This is a genomic window from Aeromonas encheleia (genome assembly GCF_900637545.1).
Taxonomy (GTDB): domain Bacteria; phylum Pseudomonadota; class Gammaproteobacteria; order Enterobacterales; family Aeromonadaceae; genus Aeromonas; species Aeromonas encheleia.
In genome coordinates this window covers 3,968,061-3,993,484 of the sequence record NZ_LR134376.1, presented here as the reverse complement: position 1 = coordinate 3,993,484, position 25,424 = coordinate 3,968,061, and the positions used below count along the sequence as shown (strand labels likewise).

Below are 25,424 nucleotides of genomic sequence, written 5' to 3'. Positions count from 1 at the left end.
GCGGGACTCAGCGACCGCCCAGGATGGCGATATAGTCAGACACCCAGCGGTAGTAAGGAACACAGGTACCCTGGCTCTTGCACTGGGATACCGGGGTACGCCAGAAGTGCACCCGATCGAAGTTGTCTATGCCGTTGGTCTTGCAGCCCCCGGCCCCCAACAAGGCGTTGCCCTCGCAGGCGGCGGGCACCACGGGCACAGAGCCGAACCAGGAGGCGAGATCTCCCTGCAGCTTGTTGTTGAGGGAGTGTTCCAGCCACTGGTAGGCACAGGTCAGGTTCTTGGCCTCGCTGTGCACCATGCTGGTGTCAGCCCAGCCGGTGACCCCTTCCTTGGGCACTGTGGTGGCGATGGGTTGCTTGTCGGCGATCAGGGTGTTGGCCTGGAACGGCCAGGAGTCCGAGGCGACCACCCCCTCGTTCTTGAAGTCATCGATCTGGACGAAGGCGTCGTGCCAGTAGCGGCCCACCAGCTGGCGCTGCTTGCGCAGCAGCTCGAGGGAGGCCTTGTACTGATCCTCGTTCAGCTCGTAGGGGTCCTTGATCCCCAGCGCCGGCTGGTGGGTCATCAGATAGAGGGCGGCATCGGCGATGTGGATGGGGCCGTCGAAGGCCTGCACCCGACCCTTGTTGGACTTGCCGTCTGGCAGGGTCTGCTCCTCGAACACCAGGCTCCAGGAGTCGGGCGCCTTGGGGAACACCTTGGTGTTGTACATCAATATGTTGCCACCCCACTGGTAGGGCACGCCGTAGTGCTTGCCTTCCACCGTGTGCCAGGGGGCGCTCTGCAGGCGAGGATCTATCTTGCCATAGCTCGGGATGAGCGCCAGGTTGAGCGCTTGCACCTTGCCGCCGGCGATGAGGCGCAGGCTGGCGTCGCCGGAGGCGGTCACCAGATCGAAGCCCCCCTCGTTCATCAGGGCCACCATCTCGTCCGAGGTGGCGGCCGTCTTGACGCTGACCTTGCAGCCGGTCTCCTTCTCGAAGCCGGTGACCCAGTCGTAGTTCTTGTCGGTCTCGCCGCGCTCGACGTAGCCGGCCCAGGCCACGATGTTGAGCTGGCCTTCACCCTTGCCGAGTTCGGTCGGGGCGGCCTGGGTCTGGCCTGCCAGCAGCGCCGGGATCAGGGCCAGGGTCAGGGGGGTCAGTTTCATCTTGCTCTCCTTGCATCAACTTGAACCATGGCGACGCCACGATGGCATTAACATCCTGTTAACTAGTCATGAGCGTAGGAGAAGCGAGCAGTAATGAGAATTTCAATTTTTAACCGCTCAGGTATCTGCTAAATCGATATCGAGTGCAGATGAATCTGAATTTTCGTGGCGTTCGGGGGAATGCTCCTAGCGGGAGGCCGTCTGGCGGGCCCGCAGCCGGCTCTGATCCCGCACTATGTCGATGAATTCACGGGCGGTCCAACTCAGGTGTGAGCCGCGCCGCCATACCAGGCCGATGTCGATGGCGGGGATGGGTTCCTTGATGGCGCGGGCCTCGACCCGCTCCTGTTCCAGCGACCAGGGGCGGTAGGCGAAGTCCGGCAGCAGGGCGGCGCCTAGCTGGCTGGCCACCAGGCTGCGCACCGCTTCCACCGAGGCGGTGCGCAGCACTATGCGGGGCTGGATGCCGTAGCGGCGCAGGCCAGAGCCGATGATCTGATCCAGCTGATCGGCGGTGAGGGAGATCATGGGCTCCTCGCTCAGCGCCTTGAGGGAGAGGGTCGATTCGGCGCAGAGGGGGTGATTGGCGGCGAGCCAGAGCCTCAGCGGCGAGCGGGTCAGCAGCTCGGTATCGAACGCCTCCTGACGGATGGTGCGGTTGGTCATCAGGATCCCCACATCCACCTCGCCGTTGACGATCTGATGCTCGAGAAACGGCTGCTCGTCCTCCTTCACCTCGATGCGCACCGCCGGGAAGGCGCGTCGGAAGCGGCCGAGCGCCTCCGACAGGTAGTAACCGGCTACCAGCGTGGTTACCCCTATGGTGAGCTGGCCCTGATCCTGCTGTGCCACCGCCTTGAGGGACTGGCCCGCCTCCGTCATGGCGCCCAAGATGCGTCTGGCATGGAGTAGGAACTGGTGACCCTGGGCGGTGAGGCTGACGCCACGGGGGTTGCGCTCGAACAGGGCGGCGCCGAGCTCGGTCTCCAGCTCGCGGATGGCGCTGGTGACCGCCGACTGGGAGATGTGCAGCTCGGCGGCGGCGCGGCTCACCGAGAAGTTGTCGGCCACGGCCACGAAATAGCGGATCTGGCGAAAGGTAAAGTTCATCTGGGCATCCTGCCACGAGCGACGAGGTTGGCTGCCAGCTTAACCTCGAATCCCGTCCAAACAAAAGGCGCCCGCAGGCGCCTTTGTCATTGTTTTTGAATGCTTAGCGAGAACTGGCCGCCTCGATCACCGGGATCCGGTTCACCGCCTTGCCCAGGTAGGCGAGGGTGATGGTCACCAGGATGCAGGTGAAGCTGAGCCACATGTAGGGCAGGTAATCCAGGGTCGCCACCCCCAGCACCCCGGCCATGAAGATGCCGTTGTCGCTCCAGGGCACCATGCCGCAGGTGAGGGTGCCACCGAACTCGGCGTTGCGGGAGAGGTTCTTGCGCTCCAGCCCCAGCCGGTCGTAGTTCTTGGCCATGATCTTGGGGGTCAGGATCAGCGACACATACATGGCCGAGCCGAACACATTGGCCAGGAAGGCGGTGGCTATGGTGTGGCTGGTCAGGCTGCCGACGCTGTTGATGCGCTTCTCGAAGGCGCTGGCGATCACCGCCAGGATGCCGACCTTCTCCAGCAGGCCGCCGAAGCCCAGCCCGAAGATGATGACCGCCACCGAGCCCAGCATGGACTCCATACCGCCGCGGCCCAGGATGTTGTCGATGAAGTCGACCCCCGAGGTGATGGCGAACGGGCTGTAGGCGGAGTGCATGGCCTTTACCGGATCCATGTCCTGGAAGGCGATGGCCCAGATCAGGCCGAGCAGGGCGCCGAAGCTGATCACCGGGAAGGCGGGCTTGCGGTTAGCCAGCAGCCCCAGCACCAGTATCACGGGTACTATGGCCAGCGGGGTGATGTTGAACTGCTTGTCGAGCGCCTCCATCACCAGGTTGACCTGCTCCAGGCTGACGTTGCCCGAGTACTGCATGCCGACCACGGTGAACAGGGCCGCCGTGATGACATAGGAGAACAGGCTGATGGGCAGCATGCCCTTGATGTGCTCCACCACGTCGACGTTGGACATGGTGGAGGCCAGCACCACGGAGTCGGAGAGCGGGGAGAGCTTGTCACCAAAATAGACGCCGGAGAGCACGGCGCCGGCCACCAGTGGCGCAGGCACGCCCAGGCTGTGGCCTATGCCCATCATGGCGATGCCGGCGGTGGCCGCCGAGCCCCAGGAGGTGCCGGTGGCAAGGGAGGTGAGAGAGCAGATGATCAGGGTCGCCAGCAGGAAGATGGACGGGTGTATCACCTTGAGCCCGAAGTAGATGATGCTGGGGACTATGCCGCCCGCGATCCAGGTGCCGACCAGGGCACCGACGGAGACCAGTATCAGGATGGCGCCCATGCCCTTGGCGACACCGTCGACGGCGGCCTGCTCCAAGGATTTGTAATCATGGCCGAGCCGGATGCCGAGTCCCATGATGACGAACCAGGCGATGAACAGTGCCAACTGGATTGGCAAGTCGAGCACGCTGGTGAAGGAGAAGGCCAGGGCCAGGAAAATGGCCAGGCAGGCAAACACCTGTGGCATGTTAGGCAGTCGAATGTGGTTATGTTGGTTTTGCATAGATACTTCCTAAACTCTTGCTCGCCAAGGTCGCTCCCTCTCGTCCTGTGGATACTTGTATCCCGAGGGGGCAACCCAAAAAGAGGCCGCAATCTACCACAAACTCAGGGTCTAAAATCCCAACACATTTAGCAAAAATGCAGTTTTGATTGAAAAACTTACAAATTAGTTGATCTCATGACCCATTTTTGAGTGCCCTGTTTGCCCCGATGAGACATCCGACGCCGATAGAAAAGTCCGATAGCACTATGCTAAAATACAAATGATAATCGTTATCGAATGATGCGAAAGGGATGTTCACCATGATCTGGATAGTGAGGTGCCTGCTGTTGGCGGGCTTGCTGGCGGTACTGGGCTGGGGTCAGGACAAGGCGTACGGGGTATGGAGTCTGGGCTTTCTGCTGGCGGCCTGGATCATGTTGGAACCCAAACTGAGGCCGGTGCTGATCCTGCTGCCAGTCGCCGGCATGACTGGGGTCGTGGCCTTGCTCTGGCAGCAGTCCTGGTCCTAGTCAGCGAGAGGGAACTGCCTGGATTTTCTCGTGCGCCAGTCGAAGCGAGACGATGACCTTCTGCTCCATCTCGGTGCGCTGGGCCTCGGTCATGAAGTAGATCATGTCGACGTTGTGGCGGATGTAGTGAGAGGGGAGCTGGTTCAGGGTCAGGCAGCAGAGATCGGCCAGCTGGTGGGGGCTCAGCGTCTGACTCAGTCCCTGTTTCTCTATCTCCTTGAGCACCAGCTGCTCATAGAAGTTGTGAATGTCGGTATCCAGGATCATCGGGCGTCCTTGTTGATGGTGTTGGACTAGCCAGAGCATAGCCATGGCGAGGCCAAAAACAAAAGGCCCATCACTTGCGTGATGGGCCTTTTGCATAATAGATGGTGCGAAGAGAGGGACTCGAACCCTCACATCCGTGGGACACTAACACCTGAAGCTAGCGCGTCTACCAATTCCGCCACCTTCGCACACTGTTTTTTTCTCCAGCTTATTTTTAAATGCGGTTGGAACGCATCGCTCTGTTTTTACATGTCAGAATCATGGTGCGAAGAGAGGGACTCGAACCCTCACACCCAGGGGGCACTAACACCTGAAGCTAGCGCGTCTACCAATTCCGCCACCTTCGCACATTGGGTTATCAGTCTGGATTTACATGCTGTCCGATAAAAGCATGGTGCGAAGAGAGGGACTCGAACCCTCACATCCGTGGGACACTAACACCTGAAGCTAGCGCGTCTACCAATTCCGCCACCTTCGCACATTGGGTTATCAGTCTGGATTTACATGCTGTCCGATAAAAGCATGGTGCGAAGAGAGGGACTCGAACCCTCACATCCGTGGGACACTAACACCTGAAGCTAGCGCGTCTACCAATTCCGCCACCTTCGCACATTGGGTCATCAATCTTATTTTACATGCCACCGATGAAGCATGTTGCAGTATGGTGCGAAGAGAGGGACTCGAACCCTCACATCCGTGGGACACTAACACCTGAAGCTAGCGCGTCTACCAATTCCGCCACCTTCGCATCACTGCGGTGGGGGATTTTATAGAGTTTTGGGGGGGCGTCAACAGCCAAAGGTGACTTTTTTCGCTGTTGACGGGTAAAGCCGTGTTAAGGGCACAAAACTTCAGCAAATCAGCGTCGAGCAGGGGCCAGTGCATCCCGGTACATCTGTTCGTACTGGGTCACCGAGTCCGCCCAGTTGAAGCGGGTGTGCATGGCATTGCGCTGCACCTGGGCGAAACGCACGGGATCCTGCAGGTAATGGAGCAGGCTGCGGCGCATGGCATCGAGCAGGGTGCTGGCGGTGGGATCGTTGAAGCAGAAACCGGTGGCCAGTGCAGGATCGGCCGCCCAGTCCACCACTGTGTCTTTCAGGCCGCCGACCGCCCGCACCAGCGGCAGGGTGCCGTAGGCGAGGCTGTACATCTGGTTGAGGCCGCAGGGCTCAAACAGGGAGGGCATCAGGAAGAAGTCGGCACCGGCCTCCACCAGGTGGGCCAGCCGATCGTCATAGGCGTTGATGAAGGCGAACTTGTCCGGGTGTTGCGCGGCTATGGCTTGCAGCTGGGCGGCGAGGGAGGGATCACCAGAACCCACGATCACCATCTGCACCTGGTGTTGCAGGAACTTGTCCAGGGTCGGGATCAGCAGGTGCACCCCTTTCTGCTCGGTCAGGCGGCACACCATGCCATAGATGGGCAGCTCGGCGACGGGCAGGCCGGTCTCCTGCTGCAGGGTCCGCTTGCAGACGGCTTTGCCGGCGAGGTTGTCGCCATCATAGGTGGCGGGCAGCAGCTCATCGAACGCCGGATCCCAATCCTGATAGTCGCAGCCGTTGAGAATGCCGCGCAGGTCGGCCGCCCGCTGCTGGAACACGCTGGCCATGCCGTGGGCACCCAGGTGGGTCAGCAGCTCGCTGGCGTAGTTGGGGCTGACCGCATTGATCTTGTCGGCATAGAGCACCCCGCACTTGAGCAGGTTGATGTGACCGTAGTCGTAGCTGATGCGCTGCTCGTAGTCGGTGATCTCGGGCACGGCCCAGAACTGCGGGCGATCGAACACCCCCTGAAAGGCCGCATTATGGATGCTGATCACCGAGCGGGTGTGCTGAAAGAAGGGGTTATGAGCGTGCCGGGTCTTGAGCAACAGCGGCAGCAGGCCGGTATGCCAGTCGTTGCAGTGCGCTATGTCGGGGGCGAAGTCGAGCTGCTCGCAGGCGTGCAGGGCCGCCGCCGCCAGGAAGGCGAAACGCTCGCCGTTGTCGGGATAGGCCTGGTTGTTCTCGGCATAGAGCTGGGGCCGCTCGAAATATTGCGGGCAGTCGAGCAGGTAGACACAGATCCCGTCCAGCTCCAGCTGATAGATGCGGTAGCTGATATCGGCCCTGTCCGGCGGGGTCGGCAGCCAGCGCGAGGCGATCAGCTTGGCCTCGTCCCGGCGCTTGAGTGTCTTGTAGAAGGGCAGGATGATGCGGACGTCGTGGCCCTGTCGGGCCAGATACAGTGGCAGGGCTCTGGCCACATCCGCCAGGCCCCCGGTCTTCACCAGCCCCTCAACCTCCGAGGCAACAAATAGGATTTTCAGTGGGTTAATAGCCAACTCTTGCTCCCTTAGGTACCACGACGATACCGCCTTCGGATACGGTAAACCTCTCTCGATCATGGTCCAGATTCTCACCGATCACGGTGCCGGGTGCAATTTCAACGTTTTTATCGATGATGGCGCGTCGAATTGAGCAGCCCTCACCTATCTTCACATCCCCCAACAGCACGGATTCGCTGATGTGGCTGCAGGGCCCTATGTTGCAGCTGAACCCCAGGATGGAACGCTGGATCTGGCTGCCCTGGATGAAACACCCGCCGGCGATCAGGGAGTTGGCGATCTTGACCTTGCACTCATCGGTGTCGATGAAGGTGGCGGGCGGCAGGGGAGGATAATGGGTGTGCAGCGGCCACTTGCGGTTGTAGAGCGAGAAGGGGGCGTCGTCGGCGACCAGGTCCATGTGCGCCTGCCAGTAAGAGTCAAGCGTGCCCACGTCACGCCAGTAGACATTGGGCTTCTCGCCCGGGATCACGTTGGTGCTGTAGTCGTAGACATAGACAGGGGTGCGCGGGTAGAGGCTGGGGATGATGTCCTTGCCGAAGTCGTGGCTGGAGTTTTCCTCGGCGGCATCCCGCTTCAGCTCGCGGTAGAGGGTCTCGGTCTCGAAGATGTAGTTGCCCATGGAGACCAGGGCCTGGCTCGGATCCCCGGGGATGTGCTTGGGATGCTTGGGCTTCTCTTCGAAGCCGATCATCCGCCCCTCCTGATCCACCTCGATCACCCCGAAGGCGCTTGCCTCCGCGATGGGCATCCGCAGCGCCGCCACCGTCATGGCGGCGGCCTTCTGCTTGTGGAAGGTGACCATCTGGCTCACGTCCATCTTGTAGATGTGATCGGAGCCAAAGATGCAGACGTGCTCGGGATCCGAGGTCTCGATGAAGCGCAGGTTCTGATAGATGGCGTCTGCCGTGCCGTCATACCAGCGCTTGCCCATCCGCATCTGGGCCGGAATGGGGTCGATGAAGCGGTCGGTGATGCCGACGATGTTCCAGCCCTTCTTCATGTGCAGGTAGAGGGACTGGGACTTGAACTGGGTGAGCACATAGATGCGCAGGAAGTCGGCGTTGACGAAGTTGTTGAGGACGAAGTCGATCAAGCGATAACTGCCGCCAAAGGGCACAGAAGGCTTGCTGCGAGTGGTGGTCAACGGCTGGAGGCGAGTGCCTTCTCCCCCTGCCAGAATCATGGTCAATATGCCTGCCATCTTCTCTATCTCCCTGCTTGAAAAGGTTTTCAACTTGCTGCAAAAAAACACCCCTAAAGGGGTGGAAATCGTTTTCCTGATACCTTATCAGATCCCATCTGGCACTCTCTACTGGTTTTATTACAACAGTTAGACTTATTTACGCTTTGCTCAGATACACCCTGAATTTGGCATCACTGCCGATCACCTCGGTCCGTTTGAAGTGCGTATCCAGTATAGGTTGGTATCGCAGGAAGGCATTGGCGACTATGGTCAGGGAGCCGTTGGCGGTCAGGAAGGCCGGTGCCTCGGCCAGGAAGGTTTCGGTGGCGGCATAGAAGGTCTTGAGCCCGGCATGGAAGGGGGGGTTCGAGACGATATGTTGGAATTTTTCGGCAATATTCGAATAGACATCGGAGGCATAGACCTGTCCCTGCAGGCCGTTGACGGCCAGGGTACGGCGGCTGGATTCCAGCGCAAGGGCACTGATGTCCACCATGCTGATGGTCAACTCGGGATTGCGCTTGGCCAGCACCGAGCCGATGACGCCGGCACCACAGCCGAAGTCGAGCAGCTTGCCCCGCATGGGGGGCAGGCTGGCCAGCAGCATCTGGCTGCCGAGATCCAGCCCGTCGGCGCTGAACACCCCGGGCAGGGCCATGACGGTCAGATCCGTTGCCCCGGCCCGGCACTCATAGCGACTGAACCAGGCGTCCAGCTCGAACGGGGCGACCGGTTTGCCGAGCTCGGCATGATAGAGGGAGCAGCGGCGGGCGGAGTCCCGCTTGACGGGCCGGTCGCCATAGGGCGCCAGCAGCTTGTCGGCCCCGTTGATGCCGCCGCGATTCTCACCCGCCAGCAGCAGATCGGCACCCGCCTCCAGCAAGGGGGTCATCATGGCCAGTAGGTACTGCGCCTCGGCCTTGGCCTTGGGCATCAGCAGCAGCAGGGCATCGAAGCGGGGAGCGCCGCCGAGCTGGTGATCGAACAGTATGTTGTCACCCAGGGCGGCCTGCTGGCTGAGGTAGTAGCAATAATCCGTCGTGAAGACCGTCAGGCTAGCGGTCAGTTCGGCCAGCTGGCGAGGATAGTCATCCTCCAGGGCGCCGCAGATCAATAGCCGCTTGCCGACAAAGAGGGCTTGGTTACGTTCCAGCATCTGGCTGACGGCACTGATAGGACGGCTCATTGGGTCTCTCCACGCAATTTTGGGCGGCCATTATACATGGCCGCTTTCGCCTTGACATTTATGCCGTGTTCCCGAAATATGCCAAGACACCTTATTTACCCAGAGATGATGCAATGCGGCTGCGCGTATCGAAACGAAAGCATAAACAAAGCCTGACCCCCGGGCCTGCTGACGTGCGCGCGTAACCTCTCATCCCTGAGACGATTCCAGCCCCGGTAGCGACCCCAGTACCGGGGCTTTTTATTGGCCAATCCATACGTTTAGGAGAAGGAAATCCCATGTTTCAAGGTTCGATAGTTGCCCTGATCACCCCATTTCGTCAGGGCCAGCTGGATGAGGCCGCACTGGCTCGTCTGGTGGAGTGGCACATAGAGCAGGGGACGCACGGCATAGTGCCGGTCGGCACCACGGGGGAGAGCCCGACCCTGACCCACGATGAGCACTGCCGGGTGGTGGAGCTCGTGGTCAAGCAGGTGGCGGGACGCGTGCCTGTCATCGCCGGTGCCGGCTCCAACAACCCGGTCGAGGCGATCGAGTATACCCTGCATGCCGAACGGGCCGGGGCGGATGCCACCCTGCACGTGGCCGGTTACTACAATCGCCCCAACCAGGAAGGACTGTTCCACCACTTCAAGGCGGTCCATGACGCCACCAGCAAGCCGATCATCGTCTACAACATACCGCCGCGCGCCATCGTCGACGTGCAACCGGCGACCCTGGCCCGGCTGGCCGAGTTGCCGCGCATCGCCGGGGTGAAGGATGCCACCGGTGATCTGGCCCGTCCCTGGATTGAGCGTCAGCTGATCAAGACGCCATTTGCCTGGCTCTCCGGCGAGGATGCCACCGCCGTGGCCTACAACATCGGTGGTGGCCAGGGTTGCATCTCGGTGACCGCCAACGTGGCCCCCAAGCTGGTGGCCGAGGTGCAGAACCTGACCCTGGCCGGTGACTGGCAGGCGGCGCGCGAGCTGCAGGACAAGTTGATCCCGCTGCATCAGGCCATGTTCGCCGAGCCCAGCCCGGCCGGCGCCAAGTACGCCGTCTCCCTGCTGGGTCTGTGCAGCGAGGAGTGCCGTCTGCCGGTGATGCCGCTGTCGGACGCGACCCGCGCCCGCATCCGCGAGGCCATGCAGGCCTTGAACTTGTTGTAAAACTGGGCTCTGGATCGCGCTTTTGAGTGTCAGGTCAGTTAATGGCCAGGCTTTGCCGATATACTCGCTTGGATACAACCAAGGATGAGCAGGCATGCAGGAATGGGATCCGGAGCACTTCACCAGTTTTGAACACCTCTGTGAAGTGACGCTGGCGGCGGTCAGAGAAAAGACCGAAGCCGAGCAGATCTACCTGTGGCTGCGGGCACCCACGCCCCAGCTCTACTGCTACCGGCCCGAGCTGGGGCTGCTCTGCCTGAATGCCGACTCGCCCGTCTCCCTCGATCTCCCAATCCTCTTCATCGAACGTTCCCTCGATCTCGGCCAACTGCTGGTGGAGCAGATAGCTCCCACCAAGGCGGTCTGGGACAGCGTCGAGCCGGAAGCTCCCCGTTTGCGTGCCTGCTTCCCACTCAAGCGTCACCAGGGGCTGGAGGCCGTGCTCTATCTGGAGACCCGGCGCCGCCTCGATCGCCTGCCGCGGCGCCAGCAGCAGAGCATCCAGCTGCTGATGCACTACCTCGCCGCCGAGCTGGAGAGCAGGCGGCTGGCCGGTCAGGTCGATCTGGAGCGGGATCAACGGCGGCACACCCAGGCCGATCTCGTCCGCAGCCAGGCCCTGCAGGACTCCTTCCTCAGCATGTTGCAGGCGCTGCATCAGGTGGGGGTCAAGCTCTCCAGCTGCGACAGCGAGGAGCGGCTGCTGCACGATGCGGTGGCGCTGGCACGGCAGGAACTGCAGTTCGATCGTATCGCCATCTTCTTGATCGACAAGGAATTCAAGACCATGCACGGCACCTGGGGCACCAACGAGGCGGGTGAGCTCATCGATGAGCACCACTTTGTCAGCCCCATTCCGGAGCATCCCACCGTGCAGGAGGCGCTGCGCCGCAAGGATTATGTGCTGGTGCTGGAGGATGCCCCGCTCTATTACGAGAAGCAGGTGGTGGGGCGCGGCTGGAATGCCATGGTGTCGTTGTGGGACGGCACTACCCCGATCGGCTGGATCGCCGCCGACAACCTGCTCTGGCGCCGCCCGCTCAAGACCTACCAGAGCGAGATCTTCAAACAGTATGCCGCCGTGCTCTCCCAACTGCTGATCCGCCAGCGCACCCAGGCCAAGCTGGAGCATTTCAACCGGGAGCTGGAGCTCAGGGTGTGGGAACGGACCCGGCAACTGGCCGATACCAACCGGGAGCTGGAGGAGGCGAACCGGCGGCTCTCCCTGCTGTCGCTGGAAGATTCCCTGACCGGGATCGCCAACCGCCGGCAGTGGGACATCACCATGGAGCGGGAGTGGGAGCGGGCTCGCCGCCATCAGGGGGTATTGGCGGTGCTGATGATCGACGTGGATGAGTTCAAGTCCTACAACGATCACTTCGGCCACGGCAAGGGGGATCGATGTCTGCAACAGGTGGCGGCCCTGCTGCAGGAGACTGAGCGGCGCCGAACCAACCTGGTGGCCCGCTATGGTGGCGAGGAGTTCGTCATCCTGCTGTGCGCCCCGCAGGCGGGGGAGGCGGAGCGGCTGGCGGAGCAGATCCACCAGGGGCTCGAGCGGTTGCAGATCGCGCATCCGGCCTCCCGAGTGGCGGCGACGCTCACGGTCAGCATCGGCTTCAGCTATCTGATCCCCTCATCGGACAAGGGCTGGCAGACGCTGACCGAGCAGGCGGATCGGGCGCTCTATGATGCCAAGTCACAGGGACGGGCCTGCACCCTGGCCTATCGCTGAGCCCTCAGGCCTACCTCCTTTATCGCAGCCCTCAGCCCGCTCACGGCGAGCGGTTGGGTCCGCCACCAGCCAGAAATGTGGGAGCAAGCGTTTCCCGTCATCTGGCTCATGGCGATGAGGTGCGGCTCTGGCTAGAATGGGGGCCCATTTTCACAAGACAGATCCTGCACCATGACCCTATCCGGATTTCAAGGCCTGGTTTTCGACCTCGACGGTACCCTGGTGGACTCCATGCCGTTGCACCTGGCCGCCTGGGAGCACTGCGCCCGCGAGTTTGGCTTCCAGTTCGATGCCGACTGGTTCTATGAGCTGGGTGGCATGCCCAGCCGCAAGATCGCGCTGCTGGTGGCCGAGGTGCAGCAAATAGCGCTGGATCCGCTGATCGTGACCCGCTGCAAGACGGAGCATTACGTGGCCAATCTGCACAAGGCGACCCCCTTCCCGGCCATGCTGGAGCTGGTCAAGCGTTATCACGGCCGGATCCCCATGGGGATAGGCACGGGCTCTCCCCGCGCAAACGCCGAGGCCGTGCTGCGCAACACCGGACTGGATCGCTACTTCCCCGTGGTGGTCACCGCCGATGACGTGGATCTGCATAAACCTCATCCGGACACCTTCCTGCTGGTGGCACGGCGACTCGGGGTCGAGCCTGGCAGCTGTCTGGTGTTCGAGGATACGGGCATAGGTGCCCAGGCCGGTGAGGCCGCAGGGATGCAGGTTTGCATGATCAGGGAAGGAGAGCCGGTCGGCCTGAGCTACTGAGTGGATGGGGCTATTGCCCGGTCAAGGCATGGAAAAAGTCCACTCTCATACGGGACAGGCGATAAACATGAGAGTGGACATGCGCTTCGTCACTGGCTGACGTAGCGAGGGGGCTGGCTCAGGATGGCAAGGAAGTAAGCATCACTGCTCGCTGCTGCCGCCCTGATTGTCGTCATAGCGACTCGGGGCGCCATGGGGGCGCGGCGCCATGGAGACGCGTGGCTTGCGAGCCCGCTGGATGCTGACCGCCGGGCGACCGGAGTGCATGGCGATGGTGGAGATCTTGGCCTTGTAGACCAGTTGCTGGTTGCCATGGGCATCGGTCAGCAGCACGCTGTACTGATCGAAGCCGCTGATGGTCCCTTCCAGCTTGATGCCGCTCACCAGGAAGATGGCGACCTGACTGCGGTTCTTGCGTAACCAGTTAAGGGCAGAATCTTGCCCGTTCCCAAGGGAGAAGGCTTGCTCAATCGTAGAGTAGCTTGGGGATTCAGTTGTCATAAATTATTGTCCCGCGGAAAAAAAGTGGCGTTTGATTGTGCTAAATGGCCACTGGCTTGTCAAAGTCATTCTCTACCCCGCCACGAAAGCGCCGGTGAACAGGGCTGGATGTGCGGGTACTTTAGCAAAACGGCAGATAAATATGCCCCTTTGAGCCCTTGATGCCGGGCCGAACTGGTTCAAACGCCACCTTTGCTCCGTAGTGCAGTATTGGCATGTATCTCGCGGCGCTTAAGGTTCTGTACATGAACAGGGCTGGTGGTTAATGGCGGTGGCTGCAATAATTGGCGCCTCTGGCCGTTTGCGGCCTCATGCTGGGGTCCTATCTTGCATCCGGTTTCACACCAATACCCAATCACCTATACCCACGACGCGACGGCCTGCGAAGAGTGCGACCTGCTGGTGCCGGCGACCACGCTGGCGGTGGGGGAGGCGAGTGCCTGCCCGCGCTGTGGTCATACCCTGAGTCAGCATCTGCCACAGCAGGAGCGCAGGCCGCTGGCCTATGGCTTCGCTGCCCTCATCATGTTCGGGCTCTCCAACGCCTTCACCTTCATGTCGTTCTCATCCCACGGGGTGGGGCAGGAGATGACCTTCCTGCAGTGCATCACCACCCTGGTGGCGCAGGGCTACCTGTTTCTGGGGGCCGTGCTGAGCCTGACCCTGATCGGCCTGCCGCTGGTCTATGTCGGCTCCATCATGCTGGTGCTGTGGCGCCTAGATAAAGAGATGCACAGCAATGCCCTGCGCTCCCTCGGCCGCCTGCTGTGCCGGATCAAGCCCTGGTTGATGGTGGATGTCTTCCTGATCGGGGTGCTCATCTCGCTGGTCAAGCTGATGGGCATGGCGGATATCAAGATGGGGCTGTCGTTCTGGGCCTTCGTTGGCTACACCCTGCTGCTCATCAAGATGATCTCGTCGCTGGATCGGATGTGGCTGTGGCAGCGGTTGTTTGGCCCGACCGAGGCGCGGGAGCTGGATCCCGAGGCCGGTGCCATGGAGTCCGGGCTGGTGGGCTGCCACATCTGCGGCGCCCTGAGCGACGCCGATGCCGACACCTGCTCCCGTTGTGGCGACCGTCTGCATCAGCGCAAGCCCGGTGGCCTCAACCGCACCTGGGCGCTGCTCATCACCTCGGTGATCCTCTATGTCCCCGCCAACCTCTATCCCATCATGGACACCGTCTTCCTGGGGGACGACAGCCCCTCGACCATTTTGGGCGGGGTGATTTTGCTGTGGGGCATGGGCTCCTATCCTATCGCCGCCATCATCTTCATCGCCAGCGTGGTGGTGCCGCTGGTGAAGATCCTGGCGCTGCTGTGGCTCTGTTACATGGTGCAGCGCGGTCAGGGTGACTCGCCGCTGCGCAAGCTGAAGCTCTATCGCATGACCGAATTTGTGGGGCGCTGGTCGATGATCGACGTCTTCGTGGTGGCCATATTGGCAGGCCTCATCCGGCTCGATAATCTGATGACCATTTATCCGGGCCCCGCGGCCGTCGCCTTTGCCGGGGTAGTGTTGATCACCATGGTGGCCGCCATGAGTTTCGATTCCCGCCTGATCTGGGATTTACAACAAGGAGAACGCGAACGTGAGTGAGCGTAAGAAAAGGTGGAAACCCGGCTCGGACTTCCTGAGCTCGGCCGCCGCTATCTGGATGGTGCCCATGCTGGCCCTGTTCATCGGAGCCTGGATGCTGTTCCAGCATTGGTATTCGCAGGGCCCCAGCTTCACCCTGACCGTGGCCACCGCCGAGGGCATAGTGGCGGGCAAGACGGTGATCCGTTCCCGCGAGGTGGAGGTGGGCCGCATCGAGGCGGTGGAGCTCAGCAAGGATTACAGCCATGCCGTGCTGAAGGCCCGCCTGACCAATGGCGCGGCCGGCATGCTCAAGAAGGACAGCCAGTTCTGGGTGGTCAAGCCCAGGGTCGGGCGGGAAGGGGTCTCCGGCCTCGGCACCCTGCTCTCCGGCGCCTACATCGAGCTCTCCCCCGGCAAGAAGGGCAGGGCGCGCGGTGAATATGCCATGCTGGACATACCGCCGCTGGCCTCGCTGGATGCCAAGGGGCTGCGGCTCTCCCTCACCAGCCGTGATGCACGGGCACTGGGGGTGGGCTCGCCCATCAGCTACCAGGGCTTCACCATAGGCCAGGTGGAGGAGGCCAAGTTCCTGCCCGAGAAGAGCGAGATGAAGTACCAGCTCTTCATCAATGCCCCCTACGACATCCTGGTGAGCAGCAACTCCCGCTTCTGGCTGACGCCGGGCTTCGAGGTCTCCATGAGCAGCGAGGGGATGAAGGTCAAGATGGACTCGCTGGAGAGCCTGCTCGATGGCGGCATCACCATGGGGCTGCCCCCCGGCTGGACGCCCGGCGAGTCGGTCAAGCAGCAGGATGAGTTCGTCCTGTTCCAGGATGAGGCGAGCGTGCTGGCGGGTAGCCTGGATCAGTTCATCGACTACGTCTTCCTGTTCGAGGGTGACGTGGGTGGCCTGCACCCCGGTGCGGCGGTGCAGTATCGCGGCATCCGGGTCGGCACCGTCATCTCGGCCCCCTATCTCATCGACGACAAGGGCGTGCAGATCTTCCAGAATCGCCAGATCCCCGTGTTGGCGCGGATCGAGGTGCAGCGGCTCTCCCATCGCTATGCCAATGCGGAGAAGGAGCAGTGGCGTGCCCTGTTCAGCAAGCAGTTCAAGGAGGGGCTGAGAGCGACCCTCAAGACCTCCAGTCTGCTGACCGGTGGCAAGGTGGTGGATCTCAACTTCTACCCGGATGCCCCCCCCTATCAGCCGATAAAGCTGGCGGGCTATCAGGTGTTCCCGACCGAGCAGGCCGGGCTGGATCAGATCGAACGCAAGGTGAACCTCATCCTCGACAAGTTCGTCGACATGGACATGAGCACCACCCTGACTCAGGTCAACAGCACTCTGGTGACCCTGGACAAGACGCTCAAGCACATCAAGGCCGTGAGTGCCAATCTGGAGCAGTTCACCGGCCAGAGTGCGACCCAGCAGTTGCCTGTCTCTCTCAACCAGAGTCTCAAGCAGTTGCAGGATACCCTGCAGGCCTATGACGCCAGCTCCCAGACCAATCAGGAGCTGCGCCAATCGGTGCAGTCACTCAATCAGCTGATGGGTGAGTTGCAACCCCTGGTGCATTCATTGAATGAGCAGCCGAGTTCGCTGATCTTCAATCGCGCCCATCCCCAGGATCCTGAGCCCAAGCGAGGAAAATGATGAAGAAACGGATGATGAGCCTGGCCTTGCTGGGCCTGCTGGCGGGTTGTGGTTCGGCCCCCACCGGCCTGCATTACTACTCGCTCGACACGGATGACCAGCTAGCCCCGACCGTGGCGACACAGCCTCAGCACCAGCTGGTGTTGCGTCCCGTGGCCCTGTCGGGGCAGCTGGACAAGGCCAGCCTGGTCTATCAGCTGGCCGGCAACGAGCTGCATTTCGCCGAATACCATCGCTGGGCGGGCTCCCTCGACGGTCAGCTGAACCAGCTGACCCTGAACGGCCTCTCCAGCCGGTTGCCGGGTTGGGTGATACGGCAGGATGGGGCCCGCAAGGGACCCGTCCTGACCATCTCGGTGGAGCGCTTCCAGGGCCGGCACGATGGTCGTGCCGTGTTGAGCGGTCGCTGGCGGCTGCTGACGGAAGAGGGCACTGTGCTGCGGGACATGCCCTTCCAGCAGGTGCGAGTACTGCCTGATGATGGCTACGGGCCGCTGGTCGACGAACTGGGACAGGGTTGGCAACAGCTGCTCGATCAGATCGCGGCGGATCTACGCAAGCGCGCCTGAGTGCCGGATGATGGAATGAAAAACGGGAGGCCTGGGCCTCCCGTTTTGTTATCCATTGCAGATGGGGTGAGGTTATTGCTGAACCTCGGAGACCCCCTGCACCTTGACCTCAACCCGGCGATCCGGGGCCAGGCAGACGATCAGCTCGTTCTTGGTACCGCTGCTGCAGCTGTCGCCGGTGACCGGTGAGCTCTCGCCATGACCTTCCACGTTGACCTTGCCGGCGGGCAGTCCCTTGCCAACCAGATAGTCGGCGACGGTCTGTGCGCGCTGCTCGGACAGCTTCTGGTTATAGGCGTCCGAGCCGAGGCGGTCGGTGTAGCCGATGACGGTGGCCGAGCCATCCTTGGGTCTGGCCGCTTCGATATCGTTGTAGAGGGTATCCAGCGCCTGACCGGCTTCCGGCTTGAGGGTCGCCTTGTTGAAGTCAAACAGCACATCCGAGCTCAGGGTGAACTGCTTGTCGACCACTACGGGTTCCGGTGCCGGTGCCGGGGCGGCGACCGGCATCGCTTCCGCTACCTGACCGAAGCGGTAGACGGCGGCCAGCGAGAGCAGGCCGTTGTCCATGCGCAGGCCGGTGTCGTCACGGCTGCCATAAGGAGAGCTGTACTGGTACTCGAGGCGGGCGGCCCAATCCAGGTTGAAGGCGTATTCGGCACCGAGTGCACCAACGAAGGTGAAGTCGTTGTCACTGTCCAGGTTGTCGCTGCTGGTCCAACCATAGCCGCCACCGATGCGACCATAGAGATCCAGGTTCTCTGCCACCGGGAAGCCAAGCTTCAGGGTCAACTGGGCCAGTTGCGCCTCAACGGAGTCGTTGAAGACGGCGGAATTTCTGGTGCCGTTGTACTTGAGCTTGCCGAGGTAGTCGTAACCCAGCTCGATCCCCAGATTCTGGTTGATCTGGTAACCCCCGAAGACACCGGCGCCCACTTCATCGTCGTCCTTGTCTTCCGTGGAGATGCTGTTGCTCTCGTCGACGCCGTAGAAGTTGGACCAACCCAGTTTGGCACCGCCATACCAGGTATTGTCTTGTCCGGCTGCCTGAGCGTTGGCCGCAAGCAAGCCTGAAACCAGCAAGGTAATCAGTGTTTTGTTCATATGAAGCCTCTGCAATTTTGTTTGTGGGGGAGATCGAACCTTGTGTCGCCTCACCTCATGGGTTGGGCCTGTATCCAGCCGCAACATGTTTAAACGTAGTCACTTTTTTTTGAACTACAAGCAACTGATATAAAACATATTGTGATAACTATGCGCATCATAGTGGAGTTGCGGGGAGAAGGGGTCAGTATGGCTCCGATTTGTGACGGGTGTCATATGGATTGTTCATTTTACAAGCAGGGGGGCAGATCAAAAAAGGCCGACAGTATGTCGGCCCTTCGCATCATGGCGGTATTATTGAGGGATGAATTCGTACTCCTGCTCGATGAAGGCGGCCGCCCGCTCGCTCAGGGCGGCGTGCACGACCGTGGTCGGGTGTACCTGATCCCAGAACATCTTGCCCTCACAGTTGAGCTCGCTGGCGCTGCGACTGGCCATCGGGCTGGCGACGGCCTGGGCCAGCAAGGGGTTGCCGGCGATGGCGAGACGCTCCGGCGGATTGAAGACGGAGAGCTGGCTGTCGGTGCCGGCGCTGCGGGAGGAGAACGGCTTCCACACATAACTCCCACCATAGCAGGCATGCTCGGTGTCGCTCAGGCCGAAGTTTTGCGGCTCGCTCAGCATCTCGGCGAACTGCTTGTCGATCTCGAACAGCTTCACCAGGCCGGTGGGGGCCAGCTGGCGCGCCAGGTTAAGCAGCAGCTGGTTGTGGTAGGCCGAGACATGGCTGGCGGCATCCACCACCTGCTGGCTGCGGGCCGAGGGGTTCTGGCCCAGATCTGGCAGGTTGAACAGCAGGATCTGTTTTGCCCCGTTCAGCACCAGGCGGTTGGCCGAGTCGCTGATGACGTCGCGCACCCGCTTGGCGTCCTGCTCCGTGTTCCAGCCATAGGCCAGATAGTCGTTGGCTCCGACCCAGAGGATCACCAGATCGTCCGGCTTGAAGCTGTCCTTCTCCAGGAACTGGGTGATCTCGTAGTCCAGGTTGTTGATGACCTGATACTTGGGATTCCAGGAGATCTTGTTGTAGGCCACCGCGGTGGCGCCACCCTCCGCCTCGTTGGCGATCTTCAGTCCCGGGAACTGCTGGGGCAGTTGCTCAAGCCAGACAGGCCCGTTGGAGAAGCGGCCCTGGTAGTAGGGCGGGCTGGAGGGGAGATAACCGCGCATCTTGTCGTACATCTTGCCGGTATCGGACAGGCTGTCGCCGAACATCACTATGCGGGAGAAGGCGGGGCGACTCTCGGCGGCCTGCGCCGTCAGCGCGAATAATCCCAATAAACAGACAAACCATTTCTTCATGTCGTTGTTCTCGTTGCGTTTAAGCAGGGGTGCCTGCAGGCTGTTCCTCGATGGGACAACGCGGGCTGGGGACCCGTTTTGCCAGGCTACACGGTATCCAGGCGAATAAAATTCTGCAGCAAGCCATGCCCATTAAATCGATTACGGTCACACTCGACTCCCCCAGATGGGGGACGCTTCACGTTTGTTTCACGCAATCCGAGGCAAGATGCCCTCATACCCCAATGACAGGAGCATGAAAATGAACAAAGCAAGCGTAATAGGTCTGTTGGCCCTGATGTCCGTCTCCTCTTACACCATGGCGGCCTACACAGGCCCGCAGGAGCAGAACAAGGTGTCAGTCGCGCAGTTGAAAGACGTGGCGGATGACCAGTGGGTCACCCTGGAAGGCAAGCTGGTCAAGCATCTTGGCGGCGAGAATTACCTGTTCAAGGACAGCAGTGGCGAGGTGGAAGTGGAGGTGGATCAGAAGGTGTGGCGGGGCACCGAAGTGGGCCCGGACGATCTGATCAGTATCCGTGGCGAGGTTGACCACAGCTGGAACAAGACCGAGGTGGAGGTCGAGAGCCTGGAGAAGGTGGGCGCGGCGGCGCAGAGCCAGGGTGGCTTCATCGCCAAATAAGGCCAATCCCGACACCCGCTGGCTAGATGTGAAGAGGGCGCTTGATATCAAGCGCCCTCTTTCATGCTGTCAGCCTAACCCGCCCGGCTGGCGACGGTGCGCTTGAATCCCTTCTCGGCCTGATTGACCTTGTAGAGGTAGCGGCGCGCTTCCGCCTTGGGGTGTTGCTCGGTCAGCACCTGATAGACCGCCTCGGGGGAGAGCCGGTTGATCATGCCTGGGGCGGCCTTGCGGTTGCTGGAGAAGGTGTTGAGCACCCCGCCGGCGCCGCCGTTGTAGGCGGAGATCACCGCATAGCGACGGGATTGCGGATCCTGGATGTCCGCAAGGTAGACGGTCTGCAGCAGGTGCAGATAGGCGGTGCCGACGTCTATGTTGTAGGCCGGGTTGAACAGATCCTCCCGGGTCGGCTGGCCGTTCTTGCCCTTGACCCGCACATAGACATCCCGTCCGGCGGTGGCCGGGATCACCTGCATCAGGCCATAGGCGTTGGCATGGCTGACCGCGTAGGGGTTGAAGCTGCTCTCGGTCTTGATCACCGCATAGATCAGGCTCTCGGCGACGCCGTACTTGCGGGAGGCATCACGGATGATGCCGGCGTACTTGTAGCCGCGCCTGTCCTCATGGTTCGCCACCATGGGAATGTCGACGAAGAAGATGGTGCGGATCCCGAGGGTGCGCTTCTTCATCGCCGTGCTGAGCAGGTAGTCGGCATAGCGCTCGGCGCGCCAGTCGGAGCGGATCGGCTGGCCCTGGTTGTCCAGCACCTGGCCGTAGAGGAAGGGCTCGCCACCGGGCAGGATCTCCCGGTCGGAGTAAAGATCCACTTCCGCCGGATCGTCCGGGGTCAGCAGCGTCTCAATGATGGCACGGCGCAGGTGGGCGCGGGGCTCGATCCCGGAGACGGTCTCCACCATGATGTGGCCGCTGGCGAAGTCAATGTGGGCACGGCTCTTGTACTGATCCGTGTATTTGACGTAGTCAAACTTGCCCGCGAACAGCGCCTCGCGCCCCCATATCTCGTTCACGTTATGGGAGAGTGCACTGATCATGTGTTCGAAACCGCGAATGTCCTTGCCGTTGACCAGCTCCTCGTCTTCACCGCTGTGTTTGGGGGAAGAGGAGCAGGCAGAGAGAAACAGCAGAGCGCACAGCAGCCAAAAAATTCGACCCATAAGATCCTCAAACTGGGCGGCAGGGCCGTCCGTCATTCATTGGCTGTGAGCCAGGAGAGGCGGGCCACGTCTTGGCATGCTCTTCCTTGCTCACAGTACAACTTTATTGGCTGGGAGGGGTGTAACCGTCGATGGCCACTTCACCCGCTTCAAACAGGTAGTTCACCATCTCTTTTTCCAGCAGCTGACGATGCTCGAGGTTCATCATGTTCAGCTTCTTCTCGTTGATCAGCATCACCTGCTTCTTCTGCCATTCGGCCCAGGCTTCCTTGCTGATGTTGTCAAAGATCCGCTTGCCGAGTTCACCGGGATAGAGCTGGAAATCCAGGCCGGGCCCCTCTTTCTTCAGACGCTGACAAAATACGGTACGGCTCATGTTGACCTCTGTGGTTGTAAGTCCGGGTAGGCGAGCAGGCGGGCCGTGGCGGCCGCCAACCCCACCTCGGCAGGATGGCGTAAGTTATACCAGAGTCGAGAATCCGCTTCCATGAGCAGCGGGGGCGGGGGCGCAGCCATTTCGATCAGCAAGGGCCGGATATCGAGGTGGAAGTGACTGAAAGTGTGACGAAAGCCAGACAGTTCCCGATAGTCGTGCCCGCTCACCCCCAGCGCCTGCAAGCGTCCTTCGATCTCGGCCTCTGACTCCACCTGCGGGAAGCAGTAGAGCCCGCCCCAGATCCCCTGGGGGGGGCGCTTCTCCAGCAACAACTGATCGCCGTGGCGAATGAGCAGCATGATGCCGGCGCGGGCCGGAATGCTCTTCTTCGGCTTGCTGTTGGGGTAGGCGGTGGGATTGCCCTGCGACAGTCCCTGGCAATCGACCTGCACCGGGCAGCGCACACAGGCGGGCTTGCTGCGGGTGCAGACGGTGGCCCCCATGTCCATCATCGCCTGGTTGTAGTGGGCCACCCCGAGCCGCGGGGTGAGGCGGGTCGCCAGCTCCCACAGATCGTTTTCCACCTGCTTCTGGCCGGGCCAGCCCGGCAGCGCCAGCCAGCGGGTGAGTACCCGCTTCACGTTGCCGTCCAGGATGGCGTGGGGTTGGCCGAGCGCCAGGGAGAGCACGGCACCGGCGGTAGAGCGACCTATGCCGGGCAGGGCCATCACCTCCTCCAGTCGCTCCGGGAACAGGCCGCCGTGCAGATCGCGGATCTGCTGGGCCGCCTTGTGCAGGTTGCGGGCGCGGGCGTAGTAGCCGAGCCCGGTCCAGTGGTGCAGCACCTCGTCGATGGGGGCGTCGGCCAGCGCCAGCACGTCGGGGAAGCGCGCCATGAAGCGCTGGTAATAGGGAATGACGGTGGCGACCTGGGTCTGCTGCAGCATGATCTCGGAGATCCAGACCCGATAGGGGGTCTTGTCCTGCTGCCAGGGCAGGGTCTTGCGGCCGTGGATCTGGTACCAGTCCAGGATCCGGGTGGCGAAGGTGGTGTCGCTTGGGTTGCTCACATTGTTCTCATGTTATTGATTAAAAAGGGGAGCTCTCGGGCTCCCTCTTGAATAAGCGACCGGCCAGGGTGGCTGGCCGGTTGGATGGACTCGGCTAACCGCGCCAGTCTTGCAGCGCCTTGAGGCTGGCATGCTGCCCGCCAACCTGCAGGATGATGTAATCCTGGGCGATGGCGACCAGCAGCACGCCGGGGGCGACCTCGCTGCCCTCGCGCAGTTCCCGCCCGTTGAGCACCACGGCCCGTTTGGCCGGGTCGGAGGAGAAGTTGTGGGCGCCATAGGTCAGGGGGGGCACCTGCTGTTTCAGGGCCGGGTCCAGGGCGCTGAGCGGCATGGCCTGGCTCTGGGCTTGGGCCTGTGGCGCCGCCGGCTCTTCCTGCAACGGGGTATTGTTGAGGGCCAGCATGATGCGCTCGGCCAGGCTCTGGGTGCCATTGTTGGCGGTCGCCGTCGCGGGGGCCGCGGCGGCAGGCTTGGGCTGCACCACGGGCACTGGCAGCGGCGGGGGCAACGGACGGGTGATCATCGGCTTGGGCTCGACCCGCACGAAGGGCGGCGTCACCACCTCCTTCACCTCGATCTGTTGCTCGAGGGGCTTGAGGTGGTAGAGGTGCCAGCCGTAGTTGGCGCTGGCCCCCATGATCAGGGCCAGCGGGGCCAGCAGCCACCAGATCCAGCGGCGGTTCGGCTCCTCCTCCTGGCTCACGGGCAGGCCCATGAGCGGCATGTGGGGCGTGAACTGGGGCTGATCCGCCCGGCGCAGGGCTTTGAGCAGGGTAGACATCAGGAAGCCTCCTCCGGCAGGGTGATCATGGCCTCATCGACCACGGTATCCAGATCGACCGGTGCGCTGGCGCGCAGGGACTGATCCTCCAGTCTGGGCATGGGCTCACCGGCCATCACGTTCAGGCGCAGCAGGGTGTTGCTGCCGGCGATGCCATCCGGGGTCAGCCCCTGCTCGCGCTGGAACTGTTGTAACTTGTTCTTGAGCTCGGCATCGAAGCGGCTCACCTTGCGATCCGGTTGCTGCATGGCGCGGTTGAGCGCGCTGTCCAGCCACTGCACCTGGGCCGCGTTGGCATTGCTGCCGATCAGGGTCACGCCGCCCTTGGGCATGCGCCACAGCAGGGTGTAGCTGCCCCCCCAGGCATCGGACAGCCACTGCCGGTCCACCAGCCAGCTCTGATTGCCGATGAGCAGGCTGGCCTTGTCAGCCCCCAGACCGACCAGGGTGGCGTAATAGAGACCGCCCGTCTCGTCGGTCAGGCTGATGAGGGCCGGGTACTGCAACGCCTGCAGCTCTGCCAGCGAGGCAGTGCCCTCCTGGCAGCGCAGACCGGCACGGGGGGCGTCGTCGCAGGTCGCCTCCTCCAGCTCGGCCTGGTAGCCCCACACCTTGTAGAGATTCTGCATGGCGGTGTCCGGCTCCAGCGCCTGATTGATGGCGCGGGTCAGCTGCTCCTGCTGCTCCGGGGTGTCGTCCACCTTGACCGGCACCTCCACCTTGACCACAGGTCTGGCGGGGAAGACGCCGAACAGCTGCCAGCCCCACCAGCCGGCGGCGACCAGCAGGGCGCCCGCCAGCGCGACCGTGAAGCCGGATTGCCAGCTGCCCTCGTCGCGAATGCCGCTCACCTCATAGGCCGCCAGGCTGATGTCGCCATGCACTATCTTGTGGCTGACTCGGGCGAAGGCGGCGATCAGGGCGCGATCGCAGATGAGGTTGATGAGGCGCGGGATGCCGCCGGAGAGGCGATGCAGGGTCTGGATCGCCTTGGGGGTAAAGATGGGTTGGACGCAACCGGCCACCTGCAGCCGGAAGCGCACATAGGCGTCCACGTCCTGGCTGGAGAGCGGCAGCAGGTGATAGCGGGCGGTGATGCGCTGGGCCAACTGGCGCAGCAGGGGCTGGCGCAGGATCTGCTGCAGCTCGGGCTGGCCGATGAGCACCACCTGCAGCAGCTTCTTCTCGTCGGTTTCCAGGTTGGTGAGCAGCCGCAACTGCTCCAGCACGCCGGGCAGCAGGTGCTGGGCTTCATCCACCAGCACCACGCTGCGCTTGCCCGCCGCCAGATTGGCCAGCAGGTGATCGCGAATGAGATCGAACAACAGCTTGAGGCTGGCATCCTGGGCATAGGGCAACTGGAACTCGTCGCAGATGGCCGCCAGCAGATCCCGCTCGGTCAGGGATGGATTGAGGATGTAGGCGATCTCGGTCTCGGCGGGCAACTGCTGCAACAGACAGCGGGAGACGGTGGTTTTGCCCGTCCCCACCTCGCCGGTGAGCAGCACGAAGCCACCGCCATCCTGCAACCCGTAGTTGAGGTGGGCGAGGGCCTCTGCATGGCGTTCGCTCATGTAGAGATATTTGGGGTTGGGCGAGATGGAGAACGGGGGCTCCGACAGACCGAAGAACTGTGTGTACATAAGGATCCATTCCATTGTTATGGCGGCAGGTTAAAGCCTCCCCACAGGGATGTCAAAGACCCGGATACCATAAGGGTGTCATCAGACCCGGCGACCCAAAGCGCCCCGTGGATCGGGGCCGGGTTAGCGAGGGAAA

At 61.9% G+C, this 25,424-nt stretch carries 23 protein-coding genes and 5 tRNA genes; 8 read left to right on the top strand and 20 right to left on the bottom strand.

The genetic code is table 11. From position 1 onward, the window contains the following. Positions 1-7 precede the first annotated feature (7 nt). From EL255_RS18480 to nhaC, 3 genes are all read right to left on the bottom strand, one after another. Positions 8-1,153 (bottom strand): ABC transporter substrate-binding protein, encoded by a 1,146-nt coding sequence (locus tag EL255_RS18480; RefSeq protein WP_033129456.1) that lies wholly within the window; start codon positions 1,151-1,153, stop codon positions 8-10. A 186-nt stretch (positions 1,154-1,339) separates the two neighbouring features. Next, positions 1,340-2,263 (bottom strand): LysR family transcriptional regulator, encoded by a 924-nt coding sequence (locus tag EL255_RS18475; protein WP_042653164.1) that lies wholly within the window; start codon positions 2,261-2,263, stop codon positions 1,340-1,342. Between the two features lie 103 nt (positions 2,264-2,366). Beyond that, positions 2,367-3,776: a Na+/H+ antiporter NhaC gene (gene nhaC, locus EL255_RS18470; protein ID WP_042653163.1), complete on the bottom strand. Its 1,410-nt coding sequence runs from the start codon at positions 3,774-3,776 to the stop codon at positions 2,367-2,369. Between the two features lie 302 nt (positions 3,777-4,078). Here nhaC and EL255_RS18465 point away from each other — a divergent pair, with 302 nt between their 5' ends. Further along, positions 4,079-4,288, top strand: a complete 210-nt coding sequence (locus EL255_RS18465; protein WP_042653315.1) for a hypothetical protein — start codon at positions 4,079-4,081, stop codon at positions 4,286-4,288. On the opposite strand, the gene EL255_RS18460 is transcribed toward EL255_RS18465, so the two are convergent. The 9 genes from EL255_RS18460 to rsmC all read right to left on the bottom strand — a co-directional run bounded on the left by EL255_RS18460 (position 4,289) and on the right by rsmC (position 9,256). Continuing rightward, positions 4,289-4,555, bottom strand: coding sequence for a late competence development ComFB family protein (locus EL255_RS18460; protein WP_042653162.1), 267 nt, complete (start codon positions 4,553-4,555; stop codon positions 4,289-4,291). A 102-nt stretch (positions 4,556-4,657) separates the two neighbouring features. Continuing rightward, positions 4,658-4,743: transfer RNA gene (locus EL255_RS18455), tRNA-Leu, on the bottom strand. Positions 4,744-4,816: 73 nt separating this feature from the next. After that, positions 4,817-4,902: transfer RNA gene (locus EL255_RS18450), tRNA-Leu, on the bottom strand. 45 nt (positions 4,903-4,947) lie between these two features. Next, positions 4,948-5,033: transfer RNA gene (locus tag EL255_RS18445), tRNA-Leu, on the bottom strand. Between the two features lie 45 nt (positions 5,034-5,078). Further along, a tRNA-Leu gene (locus EL255_RS18440) sits at positions 5,079-5,164 on the bottom strand. Positions 5,165-5,217: 53 nt separating this feature from the next. Beyond that, a tRNA-Leu gene (locus EL255_RS18435) sits at positions 5,218-5,303 on the bottom strand. A 111-nt stretch (positions 5,304-5,414) separates the two neighbouring features. Beyond that, positions 5,415-6,881, bottom strand: a complete 1,467-nt coding sequence (gene glgA / locus EL255_RS18430; protein ID WP_042653161.1) for a glycogen synthase GlgA — start codon at positions 6,879-6,881, stop codon at positions 5,415-5,417. Next, entirely contained in the window at positions 6,871-8,088 is a 1,218-nt protein-coding gene (gene glgC, locus EL255_RS18425; RefSeq protein WP_042653160.1) for a glucose-1-phosphate adenylyltransferase, read from the bottom strand. Before glgC ends, glgA begins: the two co-directional genes overlap by 11 nt. A gap of 139 nt (positions 8,089-8,227) precedes the next feature. Continuing rightward, positions 8,228-9,256: a 16S rRNA (guanine(1207)-N(2))-methyltransferase RsmC gene (gene rsmC, locus EL255_RS18420; protein ID WP_042653159.1), complete on the bottom strand. Its 1,029-nt coding sequence runs from the start codon at positions 9,254-9,256 to the stop codon at positions 8,228-8,230. Between the two features lie 278 nt (positions 9,257-9,534). On the opposite strand from rsmC, the gene dapA reads away from it, so the two are divergent. From dapA to EL255_RS18405, 3 genes are all read left to right on the top strand, one after another. Continuing rightward, a complete protein-coding gene (gene dapA, locus EL255_RS18415; RefSeq protein ID WP_042653158.1) occupies positions 9,535-10,407 on the top strand; it encodes a 4-hydroxy-tetrahydrodipicolinate synthase in 873 nt (290 codons plus the stop codon). 94 nt (positions 10,408-10,501) lie between these two features. Next, positions 10,502-12,142, top strand: coding sequence for a GGDEF domain-containing protein (locus tag EL255_RS18410; protein ID WP_042653157.1), 1,641 nt, complete (start codon positions 10,502-10,504; stop codon positions 12,140-12,142). A 171-nt stretch (positions 12,143-12,313) separates the two neighbouring features. Further along, positions 12,314-12,904, top strand: coding sequence for an HAD family hydrolase (locus tag EL255_RS18405; protein WP_042653156.1), 591 nt, complete (start codon positions 12,314-12,316; stop codon positions 12,902-12,904). Between the two features lie 141 nt (positions 12,905-13,045). Here the strand turns inward: EL255_RS18405 and hfq are convergent, their stop codons facing one another. After that, a complete protein-coding gene (gene hfq / locus EL255_RS18400; protein WP_010675750.1) occupies positions 13,046-13,405 on the bottom strand; it encodes an RNA chaperone Hfq in 360 nt (119 codons plus the stop codon). 327 nt (positions 13,406-13,732) lie between these two features. Here hfq and EL255_RS18395 point away from each other — a divergent pair, with 327 nt between their 5' ends. From EL255_RS18395 to EL255_RS18385, 3 genes are read left to right on the top strand one after another with little or no spacing between them, the layout of a single operon-like run. Then, positions 13,733-15,004: a paraquat-inducible protein A gene (locus EL255_RS18395; RefSeq protein WP_042653155.1), complete on the top strand. Its 1,272-nt coding sequence runs from the start codon at positions 13,733-13,735 to the stop codon at positions 15,002-15,004. Beyond that, a complete protein-coding gene (gene pqiB / locus EL255_RS18390) occupies positions 14,997-16,643 on the top strand; it encodes an intermembrane transport protein PqiB (protein ID WP_042653154.1) in 1,647 nt (548 codons plus the stop codon). The genes EL255_RS18395 and pqiB overlap by 8 nt, the downstream gene beginning before the upstream one ends. Further along, positions 16,643-17,212, top strand: coding sequence for a PqiC family protein (locus EL255_RS18385; protein ID WP_042653153.1), 570 nt, complete (start codon positions 16,643-16,645; stop codon positions 17,210-17,212). Before pqiB ends, EL255_RS18385 begins: the two co-directional genes overlap by 1 nt. 72 nt (positions 17,213-17,284) lie before the next feature. On the opposite strand, the gene ompA is transcribed toward EL255_RS18385, so the two are convergent. Next, positions 17,285-18,316 (bottom strand): porin OmpA, encoded by a 1,032-nt coding sequence (gene ompA, locus EL255_RS18380; protein WP_042653152.1) that lies wholly within the window; start codon positions 18,314-18,316, stop codon positions 17,285-17,287. Between the two features lie 294 nt (positions 18,317-18,610). After that, positions 18,611-19,618: an SGNH/GDSL hydrolase family protein gene (locus EL255_RS18375; protein WP_042653151.1), complete on the bottom strand. Its 1,008-nt coding sequence runs from the start codon at positions 19,616-19,618 to the stop codon at positions 18,611-18,613. 241 nt (positions 19,619-19,859) lie between these two features. Here EL255_RS18375 and EL255_RS18370 point away from each other — a divergent pair, with 241 nt between their 5' ends. Next, positions 19,860-20,240 carry a YgiW/YdeI family stress tolerance OB fold protein gene (locus EL255_RS18370; RefSeq protein WP_042653150.1) on the top strand — a complete coding sequence of 127 codons (381 nt, stop codon included), beginning with the start codon at positions 19,860-19,862 and terminating at the stop codon, positions 20,238-20,240. Between the two features lie 74 nt (positions 20,241-20,314). On the opposite strand, the gene mltC is transcribed toward EL255_RS18370, so the two are convergent. The 5 genes from mltC to EL255_RS18345 form a co-directional block, all read right to left on the bottom strand. Further along, a complete protein-coding gene (gene mltC, locus EL255_RS18365; RefSeq protein WP_042653149.1) occupies positions 20,315-21,415 on the bottom strand; it encodes a membrane-bound lytic murein transglycosylase MltC in 1,101 nt (366 codons plus the stop codon). 103 nt (positions 21,416-21,518) lie between these two features. After that, entirely contained in the window at positions 21,519-21,791 is a 273-nt protein-coding gene (locus tag EL255_RS18360) for an oxidative damage protection protein (protein WP_042653148.1), read from the bottom strand. After that, positions 21,788-22,861, bottom strand: a complete 1,074-nt coding sequence (mutY, locus tag EL255_RS18355; protein ID WP_042653147.1) for an A/G-specific adenine glycosylase — start codon at positions 22,859-22,861, stop codon at positions 21,788-21,790. Before mutY ends, EL255_RS18360 begins: the two co-directional genes overlap by 4 nt. A 94-nt stretch (positions 22,862-22,955) precedes the next feature. Continuing rightward, entirely contained in the window at positions 22,956-23,645 is a 690-nt protein-coding gene (exeB, locus tag EL255_RS18350) for a GspB family T2SS assembly factor variant ExeB (RefSeq protein ID WP_042653146.1), read from the bottom strand. Further along, positions 23,645-25,288, bottom strand: a complete 1,644-nt coding sequence (locus tag EL255_RS18345; protein ID WP_042653145.1) for an ExeA family protein — start codon at positions 25,286-25,288, stop codon at positions 23,645-23,647. The genes exeB and EL255_RS18345 overlap by 1 nt, the downstream gene beginning before the upstream one ends. Positions 25,289-25,424: the final 136 nt, after the last annotated feature.

What these genes read in the sequence shown, in the direction of transcription:
- EL255_RS18480 (WP_033129456.1), bottom strand. Translation starts at nt 1,153, where the DNA reads ATGAAACTGACCCCCCTGACCCTGGCCCTGATCCCGGCGCTGCTGGCA.
- EL255_RS18475 (WP_042653164.1), bottom strand. Translation starts at nt 2,263, where the DNA reads ATGAACTTTACCTTTCGCCAGATCCGCTATTTCGTGGCCGTGGCCGAC.
- nhaC (WP_042653163.1), bottom strand. Translation starts at nt 3,776, where the DNA reads ATGCAAAACCAACATAACCACATTCGACTGCCTAACATGCCACAGGTG.
- EL255_RS18465 (WP_042653315.1), top strand. Translation starts at nt 4,079, where the DNA reads ATGATCTGGATAGTGAGGTGCCTGCTGTTGGCGGGCTTGCTGGCGGTA.
- EL255_RS18460 (WP_042653162.1), bottom strand. Translation starts at nt 4,555, where the DNA reads ATGATCCTGGATACCGACATTCACAACTTCTATGAGCAGCTGGTGCTC.
- glgC (WP_042653160.1), bottom strand. Translation starts at nt 8,088, where the DNA reads ATGGCAGGCATATTGACCATGATTCTGGCAGGGGGAGAAGGCACTCGC.
- rsmC (WP_042653159.1), bottom strand. Translation starts at nt 9,256, where the DNA reads ATGAGCCGTCCTATCAGTGCCGTCAGCCAGATGCTGGAACGTAACCAA.
- dapA (WP_042653158.1), top strand. Translation starts at nt 9,535, where the DNA reads ATGTTTCAAGGTTCGATAGTTGCCCTGATCACCCCATTTCGTCAGGGC.
- EL255_RS18410 (WP_042653157.1), top strand. Translation starts at nt 10,502, where the DNA reads ATGCAGGAATGGGATCCGGAGCACTTCACCAGTTTTGAACACCTCTGT.
- EL255_RS18405 (WP_042653156.1), top strand. Translation starts at nt 12,314, where the DNA reads ATGACCCTATCCGGATTTCAAGGCCTGGTTTTCGACCTCGACGGTACC.
- hfq (WP_010675750.1), bottom strand. Translation starts at nt 13,405, where the DNA reads ATGACAACTGAATCCCCAAGCTACTCTACGATTGAGCAAGCCTTCTCC.
- EL255_RS18385 (WP_042653153.1), top strand. Translation starts at nt 16,643, where the DNA reads ATGAAGAAACGGATGATGAGCCTGGCCTTGCTGGGCCTGCTGGCGGGT.
- ompA (WP_042653152.1), bottom strand. Translation starts at nt 18,316, where the DNA reads ATGAACAAAACACTGATTACCTTGCTGGTTTCAGGCTTGCTTGCGGCC.
- EL255_RS18375 (WP_042653151.1), bottom strand. Translation starts at nt 19,618, where the DNA reads ATGAAGAAATGGTTTGTCTGTTTATTGGGATTATTCGCGCTGACGGCG.
- EL255_RS18370 (WP_042653150.1), top strand. Translation starts at nt 19,860, where the DNA reads ATGAACAAAGCAAGCGTAATAGGTCTGTTGGCCCTGATGTCCGTCTCC.
- mltC (WP_042653149.1), bottom strand. Translation starts at nt 21,415, where the DNA reads ATGGGTCGAATTTTTTGGCTGCTGTGCGCTCTGCTGTTTCTCTCTGCC.
- EL255_RS18360 (WP_042653148.1), bottom strand. Translation starts at nt 21,791, where the DNA reads ATGAGCCGTACCGTATTTTGTCAGCGTCTGAAGAAAGAGGGGCCCGGC.
- exeB (WP_042653146.1), bottom strand. Translation starts at nt 23,645, where the DNA reads ATGTCTACCCTGCTCAAAGCCCTGCGCCGGGCGGATCAGCCCCAGTTC.
- EL255_RS18345 (WP_042653145.1), bottom strand. Translation starts at nt 25,288, where the DNA reads ATGTACACACAGTTCTTCGGTCTGTCGGAGCCCCCGTTCTCCATCTCG.